This is a genomic window from Lentzea indica (assembly GCF_012184385.1).
GTDB classification, from domain to species: Bacteria; Actinomycetota; Actinomycetes; order Mycobacteriales; family Pseudonocardiaceae; genus Lentzea; species Lentzea indica.
Genome location: NZ_VSRL01000014.1, coordinates 66,980 through 75,711 on the forward strand (window position 1 = coordinate 66,980; position 8,732 = coordinate 75,711).

Below are 8,732 nucleotides of genomic sequence, written 5' to 3' on the forward strand. Positions count from 1 at the left end.
CCCCAAGAAAAGGCGCGCAGCGCGCACAAACCCTCTGATCGCGACCACATGGATGGTCGCGATCAGACCCCTCTTATTCCTGGAAACCCCCGGTCCGATGACGAAAGCGACATTAGACCGCCCGGCCACTCCCGTCTGTCGGGTGTTCAACCGACATACGGCATCCCGCCGGTTTCGTGAGCCCTGGCCTTGATCACTACGTGATCACGCGGCGACTCTCGTCAGGCGTGCTTGGTGCTGTCGTCGAGCTTCAGCAGCCCCACGGCCTCGGCCCGCATCTCCACCTTGCGGATCTTGCCCGTCACCGTCATCGGGAACTCTTCCACCACGTGCACGTAGCGCGGGATCTTGTAGTGGGCGAGCTTGCCGGTGCAGAAGTCACGGACCGCCTCGGCGGTCAGCGGCTCGGCGCCCTCGCGCATGCGCACCCAGGCCATGAGCTCCTCGCCGTACTTGGCGTCGGGCACGCCGATCACCTGGGCGTCCAGCACGTCCGGGTGGGTGTAGAGGAACTCCTCGATCTCGCGCGGGTAGATGTTCTCGCCGCCGCGGATGACCATGTCCTTGATGCGGCCGGTGATGTTCACGTAGTCGTCGTCGTCCATCACCGCGAGGTCGCCGGTGTGCATCCAGCCAGCCCGGTCCACCGCCTCCGCCGTCTTCTCGGGCTCGTTCCAGTAGCCGAGCATGACGGAGTAGCCCCGCGTGCACAGCTCTCCCGGCACCCCACGCGCGACCGTGAGGCCCGTTTCCGGATCGACGATCTTCACTTCGAGGTGCGGACCGACCCGCCCGACCGTCCCGACTCGACGGTCGAGTGAGTCGTCGACGCGCGTTTGCGTTGACACCGGGGATGTTTCGGTCATGCCGTAGCAGATCGAGACCTCGCGCATGCCCATGCGTTCGACGACCTGCTTCATCACCTCCACCGGGCACGGTGAGCCCGCCATGATCCCGGTGCGCAACGACGACAGGTCGTAGCCGTCGATCAGGTCGAGCATGGCGATGAACATCGTCGGCACGCCGTAGAGACTGGTGCAGCGCTCTTCCTGCACCGCCGCAAGGGTTTTCGCCGGGTCGAACGCCGGAGCCGGGATCACGACGCACGCGCCGTGGCTGGTGGCGGCGAGGTTGCCCATGACCATGCCGAAGCAGTGGTAGAAGGGTGGGACGACGCAGATGCGGTCGTTCTCGGTGTAGTTGATCAGCTCGCCGACGAAGTACCCGTTGTTGAGGATGTTGTGGTGCGAGAGCGTTGCGCCCTTGGGGAAGCCCGTCGTGCCGGACGTGTACTGGATGTTGATCGGGTCGTCGCGGTCCAGCTCGACGTCCGGGATCTCACTTCCTGTCCACTGTGGATCATCGATGAAGACGACGTTCGTCAGCTCAGGGCACTTCGGCCGGACTTCCTCGATCATCCCGGCGTAGTCCGAGGTCTTGAAGGTGCGCGCGGCCACCAGCGTGTGGATGCCTGCCTGGTTCAACACGTACTCCAGCTCGTGCACCCGGTACGCGGGGTTGACGTTGACCAGGATCGCGCCGATCCGGGCCGTCGCGTACTGCACGAACACCCACTCGGCGCAGTTCGGCGCCCAGATCCCGACCCTGTCGCCCTTGCGCACGCCCAGCGACGTGAGCCCGGCGGCCGCTTTGTCGACTTCCGCGGCGAGCTCGGCGTACGTCCACCGGCGATCTGTGGCCTTGTCGACAAGTGCCTCGCGGTCACCGAAGCGCGCGACGGTCGCGGCGAAGTTGGCGTGGATCGTGTCGCCCAGCAGCGGGGCGGCGGACGTGCCCGAGGAGTAGCTGACGGCCATCTCCCCGACCGTAGTCAGGCTCCGGCGTATGGCAAGGGGACGACGAGGCAGGGCCCGCCGCTGTAGAGGCCGGCGTCGATCGCCAGCACCTTGTCGTCGGCGTAGACCAACGGCCCGTCGATCTGGTCCGGCGGCACCCCGAGCTGATCGGCGATGACGCTGTGGCCGTGCACGATCGTGCCGCCACCGAGGGTCGCGAGCAGCTCATCCGCGATTTCCGGTCCCTGCGGACCGCGGAACGCGTACCGCGTCGTCATCTTGCGCCAGCACTCCCACCACTCGACGAGGTCGTCGCTCTTGAGCACCTGGCGAACGGCCTCGTTGACCTCCTCGATCGAGGATCCCCATTCGAGGTAGGCCACCGTGTCGGAGTGCATCAGCAGGTGGTCGTCGCGCAGCTTCAGCACGGGCCTGCTGGTGAGCCACTCGACGTGTTCCTCGGTCAGCCGGTCCTGGTCGCTGCGCAGCCCGCCGTTGAGCAGCCAGCTGCGCGCGAACGACCGCGGCCCCGCGCTGTCCGGCACCTGCTCGTCGCCGAACCGGTACATGCCGAGCAGCAGCACCTCGTGGTTGCCGATCAACGAGTTCACCGAGCCACCCGCCTCGGTCGCCTCCTCGGCGAGGCGCATGACCAGATCGATCACGCCCACGCCGTCGGGACCGCGGTCCACGAAGTCGCCGAGGAACCACAACTCGGCCTCGCCGCCCGTCCAGTGCCCTTCCTCGTCGCACAGTTCGGCGACGTGCAGGGCTCTGGTGAGTTCAGCGAGATGCCCGTGCACATCACCTACGACGTACATCGGGCGTCGATCCGTGTCCACGTCCGCGACGATAGGTGATGAATCCCCGCGCGTCAGTGGCCAGCCCAGTCACCGAACGGGTCCTGAGAGTGACCGACGAGCTCCGCGATCGACTTGAGCACGCGCGTCGGCCGGTACGGGTACATCTCGGCGTGCTCGGCGGTGAAGATCCCGGACAGCACGAGGATCGTGGACAGGCCGGCCTCCAGGCCGGAACGCACGTCGGTGTCCATCCGGTCGCCGATCATGAGAGCGTTCTCGGAGTGCGAGCCCAGGGCGCGCAGAGCCGACCGCATCATCAACGGGTTCGGCTTGCCGACGTAGTAGGGCTCACGGCCGGTGGCCCGCTCGATCAACGCCGCCACGGCACCGGTCGCCGGCAGGGAGCCCTCACGCGAGGGGCCTGTCGCGTCCGGGTTGGTCGCGATGAACTTCGCGCCCTCCTCGACCAGGCGGATGGCCTTGGTGATGGCGGTGAAGCTGTAGGTGCGGGTCTCGCCGAGCACCACGTAGTCCGGGTCGCGGTCGGTCAGCACGTAGCCGATCTCGTGCAGCGCGGTGGTCAGGCCGGCCTCGCCGATGACGAACGCCGAGCCGTTCGGGCGCTGCGAGTCGAGGAACCGGGCCGTGGCCAGCGCGGACGTCCAGATCGACGTCTCGGGGATGTCCAGGCCGGTGCGCTGCAACCGCGCGCGCAGATCGCGTGGCGTGTAGATGGAGTTGTTGGTGAGCACGAGGAACGGGGTTTCGGAAGCGCGCAGCTCCGCGACGAACTCGTCAGCGCCGGGAATCAGGTGTTCCTCGTGCACGAGGACGCCGTCCATGTCCATCAAGTAGTGCCACATGGGCCTAAGTATCGATCACGCGCCTGCGGAACGTCTCGATCTGGAGCTGGAGATAACGCTCGATCACCTGGAGTTCATCGTCGTCGAAGTGGCTGAGCACCTCGACGAGGCTGGCCTGGGCCTTGCCGAAGAGCTGCTCGAACTTGCCCAGGTCACCCGGCGTGACCTGGACGAGGACCTTGCGGCGGTCGTGAGGGTCTCGGACACGACGGACAAATCCGGCACGTTCCAGGCGGTCGATGACGCCGGTGACGGCGCCCGTGGAGAGACCGGAGAGTTCAGCGATGCGACCCGCCGTGAGCGGTCCCTCCGCCCGCATGGCGAGATCGAGGCACTTCTCGTCGGTCGCGGACAGGCCCATCTGCTCCGCGACCTTGGTGTGGAACATGACGGTGAGCGCGCTCTGCTCCCGCATGTACAAGGTGAACCTCTCCAGCACCTCAGGTTCCATGTTGAACATCTTAGCCGCTAAGACAATTCCTTGTGGCCGTGCTCCAAACGGGCGGAACGTGATGTCGCCTATTTGAAGCGTCATCCACAAGGGGAGAGTCATTACTCTGGTAGAGGTGACAGCAGTGGACCTCGGACTACCGATCGTGCGCGGCACCCCTGACGCCTCCGCGCGACCAGACACGCCGCTGCTCGTCGACAGGTTCGGCCGGGTGGCGAAGGACCTGCGGGTCTCGCTGACCGACCGCTGCAACCTGCGGTGCACCTACTGCATGCCGGCCGAGGGCCTCGACTGGCTGGCCAAGGACGAGCTGCTCACCGACGCCGAGCTGATCAGGCTCATGCGGATCGCGGTGGTCGACCTCGGCGTCACGGACATCCGCTTCACCGGCGGCGAGCCGTTGCTGCGGCGCGGCCTGGAGCAGGTCATCGCCGCGACGGCCGAGCTGGAACCGCGTCCTCGCATGTCGATGACCTCGAACGGCATCGGGCTCTCCAGACGCGCGCAGTCGCTCAAGGACGCCGGCCTGAACCGGATCAACGTCTCGCTCGACACCCTCGACCCCGACCGGTTCGCGACGCTGACCAGGCGCGATCGCATCACCGACGTGCTGGACGGCCTCGACGCCGCCCGCGAGGCGGGCCTGGAGCCGGTGAAGGTCAACTCCGTGCTGCTGCGGGACGTGAACGAGGACGAGGCCGTCCCGCTGCTGCGGTTCTGCGTCGAGAACGGCTACCAGCTGCGGTTCATCGAGCAGATGCCGCTCGACCCGCAGCACGGCTGGACGCGCACGAACATGGTCACGGCTGATGAGATCCTCACGATGCTCTCGTCCGCGTACACGTTGACGCCGGAGGAGACCCCACGCGGCGGCGCCCCTGCCGAACGCTGGCTGGTCGACGGCGGCCCAGCGGTCGTCGGCGTGATCGCGTCGGTGACCAGGCCGTTCTGCGCCGCCTGCGACCGCACCAGGCTCACCTCGGACGGCCAGATCCGCAACTGCCTGTTCAGCCAGGGCGAGACCGACCTGCGCGCACTGCTGCGAGACGGCTCCCCCGACTCCGCGATCGCCGACGCCTGGCGTGCCACGATGTGGGCCAAGGCTGCCGGTCACGGCATCAACGAGGCGGGCTTCCACCAGCCCGACCGCCCCATGAGCGCCATCGGAGGATGACAGTGACTTTCTCCGGGACGGCCGTGAAGATCCGCTACTTCGCGGGTGCGCGGGCTGCGGCCGGGGTGGCGGACGAGGACCTGCTGCTCGACACCTCCGAACCCACCGTGGCGCTGGTCGTGAGCACCATCGGCGAACGGCACGGCGCGCAGCTCGGCAAGGTCCTCGCCGCATCGAGCTTCCTGCTGGACGGCGTCGCGGTGCGGGACACGGCGACGCGCGTGCCCGCAGGCTCTCAGCTGGACGTGCTACCGCCGTTCGCGGGCGGCTGAGCGGCCAGGAACGCCTCCGCGCGGGCCACGACGGCACCCTGTTCGGGCACCTTCGCCAGCTCCAGCGCCTCCTGAGCCACGGCCTGAGCGGTCAGCGCCCTGTGCAGCGCGGCCAGTCGTGACTCCCTGCTCATGACACCATCATCAGCCGGCAGCGACCTCGCGCAGTTCCCGGTCCCACAGATGGCATTCCGTCTCAGCGGCCAGTTCAAGCCCCGCTCGGGCGGTCTCGTCCGCAGCGGCGTGGTCACCGACCGACCGCTGGACACGGGCCAGCACCGCGAGCGTCCGGACGCCGCGGACCCGCATCTCGCCTTCACGGGCCCGGTCGCGGGCGTGCAGAGCGACCTTCAACGCCTCGCCGAGCTCGCCCGCCGCGTGGTGGTCGGCGGCAAGGCCTGCCAGGGCGTTGACCTCGCCGCGCAGATAGCCGTTCTTCAGGCTGATGGCCAACGCCTCGTTGTGCGCGCTCATGGCCTGGCCGATGTCGCCCAACGCGCGGTGGATCTCGCCGAGCGTGTCGTAGCCGTCGCACTCGTCCTTGGCGCTGTGGGCCTCGTGGGCGTGCGCCAGCGCTTGGAGGCCGATGTCGAGCGCCTCCTCGGTGCGGCCGTGGACGAAAGCGAGGAGGGCGTGCGAGTCCAGGCCCGGGATGCGGCGGACCAGACCGGGCGGGGCGCCTGCGCGCAGTTCGTCGGCCCTGGCCAGGTACTCCGCGGCCAGGTCGTGGTCGCCGCGCAACTGGTGCACCTCGACCATCGCGTTCAGCGCGAGAATGCGTCCTACCAACAGGTCCTGCTCCTCGGCGATCTCCAGAGCCCTCATGGCGTGAGTGATCGACGTCGAGAGCGGCCCGAGGTCGAGGTGGACGCCGCCGAGGTTGAAGAGGATCGCCGGGTTGTCCGGTGACATCTCCAGTGCTTCGCCCAGCATTCGCGCGGCGGCGCGGAGACGGCCGAGCTCCCAGTTCACGATGCCGCTGTTGATCAGCAGTGACGTCATCACCCGCTCGTCGCGGTGAACGCGCAGGATGTCGAGGGCCTTGCCGTACCTCTCAACCGCGTCGGCGAGGTTGCCGGTGCTCCAGTGGGCTAGGCCGAGGCTGCCGTGCATGACGGCCTGCGGGATCGGCTGCCCTGCTTGCTGAGCGGCTTTGAGGCCCGCTCTGGCCGCGGCGAACCAGTCGACGTGGTGGGCCTGGAAGTGGAAGTGGCCGCGCAGCATGTCCGTGAGCAGCCACGCGACGGGGTCCGGGCCTGCCTGCTGGACGGCTGCGACGATGTTCGCCCGTTCGGCGTCGAGCCACGCGACGGCAGCCGCCTCGGACTCGAGGTCGTGCCGAGGGAGGTCTTGCGGGAGCTCGGGCAGTTCGAGACGGAAGAACTCGCGGTTGAGCCTGCGGGCCGCTGCTTCGGCGTTGATCAGGTAATAGGAGAAGAGCCGGGTGCGCGCGGTGGCTTCGGCGTCGAGGTGCTCCGCGTACAAGCGGAGCAGATCGTGGAGGCTGTGGCGGTCGTGCGAGCGCTGCACGAGGTTCGCCTCGACGAGCTGACCAAGCGGTTCGGTGGCGTCCTCGCCGAGCAGCGCGGTGGCACCTTCGACGCTGAAGTCATGCCCGGGCACAAGTGCCAGCAGTCGAAACAGTCGTTGCGCGACAACGGGTTGCGCGCGGTAGGAGAGGTCGAAGGTGGCGTTGACCGCCGCGTCGCCCTCGATCTGCAACGCATCGAGGCGGTCGTCGCCTCTCAGCTCGCTCACGTAGTCCGGGAGGTAGCGGTCGGCGAGGTTCGCGCCGGCGATGCGCAGCGCGAGCGGAAGGTTGGCGCACAACCGGATCAGCTCGGCGCGGTCACGACCCCCGCCCGTGATGCGCATGTTGTCGAGCAACGCGTGAGCCTCGCGTTCGTCGAACACGCCGAGCTTGATCTGCTCGTGCTCTGGCAGATCCGTGCGGCTGGTGACGATCACGCGGCACGTCGGGCTGCCGGGCAGCAACGGCCGGAGCTGGCCGCGGGTGGCGTTGTCGATCACGAACAGCACACGGCGGTTCTCGGTCAGCTCGCGGAACCGGACTTGCTGCGCGTCGAGGTCGACCGGGACGTGCTCGGCACCGAGCGCGCGCAGGAACCGTGCGAGCGCCTGCTCCGGCGGCACCTGGTCGCCCGGCGAGAACGCGCGGAGGTTGACGTGCAGCTGGCCGTCCGGGAACTCGGCGCGCAGGAGGTGCGCGAGGTGCACGGCGAACGAGGTCTTGCCGACGCCGGGAGGTCCGGTGACCGCCAGCACACCGGCGTCGCTGTCGAGCGCCCTGCGGAGCTCCTCGCCACGGCCGACGAAGTCCGGGAGATCGGCGGGCAACTGGCTCGGGCCGGGCGGGCGCACGACGAGCCGGTAGCCGAGCGGTTCCGTGACGACCTCGTCGGTGCGGCGCAGGCGGCTCACCAGGTTGCGCAGCGCGGCCCTCGGGTTGGCGGGCGGCGCGTCCGGCCAGACGGCCCTGACGAGGTCGTCGAACGGGACGGGTTCGCCGGAACGCACGGCGAGTGCGTTGTGGAGCGCGCGCAGTCTGCTTGCCTCCGCCATGACGTCGATCGTAGGGAGATCGCCGTTCGCCCCGAGGGTGATTCGGCGAGTCGCCCGGCCCTCCTCCGACCGTGAAGAGCGTGCCTCCGATGGCCGAAGCGCCGTGAGCCACGCCTCACTTTCAGTGATAGATCTCGGCCGGTCTCAGAATGGAAACGGACCGATAACGACGCCTTTGACCTGCTGTTTTGTAGGCTCCGTACAACGCTTCACACTGTTACTGTGACGTGCGTCACAGGCTGATATGTTTGGCGGGTCCGCGTTCAGTTACGTACGGTCGCTCTTCGGCTGGCCCCGACCGGCCACGAGCAAGACCGGGGAACCGTGCACCGAGCCCAGTCCGAGGGTTCTCCGGAAACAATCCCGAGCGAGAGAAACCGCCGGACTGGGACGCAGGGACGTACCGGGCCCGAACCCGAGTCCCTGGCCGCAGGTGCGGTGGGACGAGAGGCAAATGGCTTTCAACCGAGGCAAGCAGGGCAAGCAGGGTTCCGCCGCTCGCACTATCGCCAAGGTCGCGGCTGTCGGCATCATCGCCGGCGCCCCTCTGGGCCTGGCCGTTGGCACCGCCAACGCCGCCCCTGGAATGGACTGGGACGCACTCGCGCAGTGCGAGGCCAGTGGCAACTGGGCCGCCAACACCGGCAACGGCTACTACGGCGGGCTCCAGTTCACTCAGCAGACGTGGAACGGCCACGGCGGCGTGGGCAACCCCGCCAACGCCTCCCGTGAGCAGCAGATCGCGGTCGCCGAGCGCGTGCTCGCGTCGCAGGGCCCCGGCGCGTGGCCG

The 8,732-nt window shown here is 68.3% G+C and carries 9 protein-coding genes; 3 read left to right on the forward strand and 6 right to left on the reverse strand.

Annotation, left to right across the window (positions count from 1 at the left end; genetic code table 11):
* Positions 1-221 precede the first annotated feature (221 nt).
* From FXN61_RS06480 to FXN61_RS06495, 4 genes are read right to left on the reverse strand one after another with little or no spacing between them, the layout of a single operon-like run.
* Complete coding sequence (locus FXN61_RS06480; protein WP_167971174.1) at positions 222-1,817, reverse strand: AMP-binding protein; 1,596 nt, start codon at positions 1,815-1,817, stop codon at positions 222-224.
* A gap of 14 nt (positions 1,818-1,831) precedes the next feature.
* Positions 1,832-2,617 carry a metallophosphoesterase gene (locus tag FXN61_RS06485; protein WP_167971205.1) on the reverse strand — a complete coding sequence of 262 codons (786 nt, stop codon included), beginning with the start codon at positions 2,615-2,617 and terminating at the stop codon, positions 1,832-1,834.
* Positions 2,618-2,670: 53 nt separating this feature from the next.
* Positions 2,671-3,462, reverse strand: a complete 792-nt coding sequence (locus FXN61_RS06490) for an HAD-IIA family hydrolase (RefSeq protein ID WP_246290844.1) — start codon at positions 3,460-3,462, stop codon at positions 2,671-2,673.
* Positions 3,463-3,466: 4 nt separating this feature from the next.
* A complete protein-coding gene (locus FXN61_RS06495) occupies positions 3,467-3,913 on the reverse strand; it encodes a MarR family winged helix-turn-helix transcriptional regulator (protein WP_167971176.1) in 447 nt (148 codons plus the stop codon).
* A gap of 115 nt (positions 3,914-4,028) precedes the next feature.
* On the opposite strand from FXN61_RS06495, the gene moaA reads away from it, so the two are divergent.
* Both moaA and FXN61_RS06505 read left to right on the forward strand, forming a co-directional pair.
* The gene (moaA, locus tag FXN61_RS06500; RefSeq protein WP_167971178.1) at positions 4,029-5,087 is read left to right on the forward strand and encodes a GTP 3',8-cyclase MoaA; all 1,059 of its coding nucleotides are present in this window, start codon (positions 4,029-4,031) and stop codon (positions 5,085-5,087) included.
* Positions 5,084-5,359, forward strand: a complete 276-nt coding sequence (locus FXN61_RS06505) for a MoaD/ThiS family protein (RefSeq protein WP_167971180.1) — start codon at positions 5,084-5,086, stop codon at positions 5,357-5,359. The genes moaA and FXN61_RS06505 overlap by 4 nt, the downstream gene beginning before the upstream one ends.
* Here the strand turns inward: FXN61_RS06505 and FXN61_RS06510 are convergent.
* Together FXN61_RS06510 and FXN61_RS06515 are read right to left on the reverse strand one after the other, a co-directional pair.
* The gene (locus tag FXN61_RS06510; RefSeq protein WP_167971182.1) at positions 5,323-5,493 is read right to left on the reverse strand and encodes a hypothetical protein; all 171 of its coding nucleotides are present in this window, start codon (positions 5,491-5,493) and stop codon (positions 5,323-5,325) included. The two genes, FXN61_RS06505 and FXN61_RS06510, sit on opposite strands and share 37 nt — an antisense overlap.
* Before the next feature lie 10 nt (positions 5,494-5,503).
* The gene (locus tag FXN61_RS06515; RefSeq protein ID WP_167971184.1) at positions 5,504-7,942 is read right to left on the reverse strand and encodes a tetratricopeptide repeat protein; all 2,439 of its coding nucleotides are present in this window, start codon (positions 7,940-7,942) and stop codon (positions 5,504-5,506) included.
* A 454-nt stretch (positions 7,943-8,396) separates the two neighbouring features.
* Between FXN61_RS06515 and FXN61_RS06520 the strand changes: the two genes are divergently transcribed.
* Positions 8,397-8,732 (forward strand): transglycosylase family protein (locus FXN61_RS06520; RefSeq protein ID WP_167971186.1); only part of this gene is annotated, 336 nt, incomplete at its 3' end.